The organism is Bacillus cereus group sp. BfR-BA-01382, from assembly GCF_022663475.1.
GTDB classification, from domain to species: domain Bacteria; phylum Bacillota; class Bacilli; order Bacillales; family Bacillaceae_G; genus Bacillus_A; species Bacillus_A thuringiensis_S.
This window is the reverse complement of the sequence record NZ_JAKUFQ010000260.1, coordinates 1-634: the sequence shown is the minus strand read 5'-3', so window position 1 is coordinate 634 and position 634 is coordinate 1. Positions and strand designations below refer to the sequence as shown.

Genomic DNA, 634 nt, shown 5'->3' with positions numbered 1-634 from the left:
TTTGCTTAACTTCTTGCTTTTTATTTTCCACCACGTTGTTCGCTTCTGCCTTTTGTGGTTGTTCAGTTTTTACTTCTTTAGCAGTTTCCTTCACTTCTTTAACTTTCGCTTCTTCTTTTACTTCTTTCACTGGTGCTACTTGAGCATGTTGTGGAGCTACGATTTCAGTCTTTGGTAAGTTTACCTCTGCATCTTTTAATTGGTCTGCATGAGCAGTTGTTCCTAAAGCCCCTAATGTTCCGAAAGCTAATGCTGTTGTTAATGCCGTTCCTACTACTTTACCCTTTGTGATGTTTTTCATTTTTGTTTCCTCCTATATTATCCTAATATATTTTTATAATAATTAATTGATTAAAATTAAATTTCCTTATTGTTTCCGTGTTTCTTATCTTAACTTTATTATAACTCTTTAGTATTATTTAGTCAATTATTTATTACTAAAAAGTTTTAAATGTTGTTTTTGCTTTTCTAACTTGATTTCATTGTAACTCAATAACTTTCATTAGTCAATTATTAATTACTTAAAAGTGTTATTTATTTAATTAGGTTACACTTACAGTTTTTGTATACATATATATATTATTATGACGATTATATAATTGTAAATAGCTGTTAGTAAAAAAGAAGGAGATTT

At 28.2% G+C, this 634-nt stretch carries 1 pseudogene; it reads right to left on the bottom strand.

The annotated features are described in order from the left end of the window. A pseudogene (locus MR160_RS33815) lies at positions 1-301 on the bottom strand (LPXTG cell wall anchor domain-containing protein); the annotation flags it as partial. Positions 302-634: the final 333 nt, after the last annotated feature.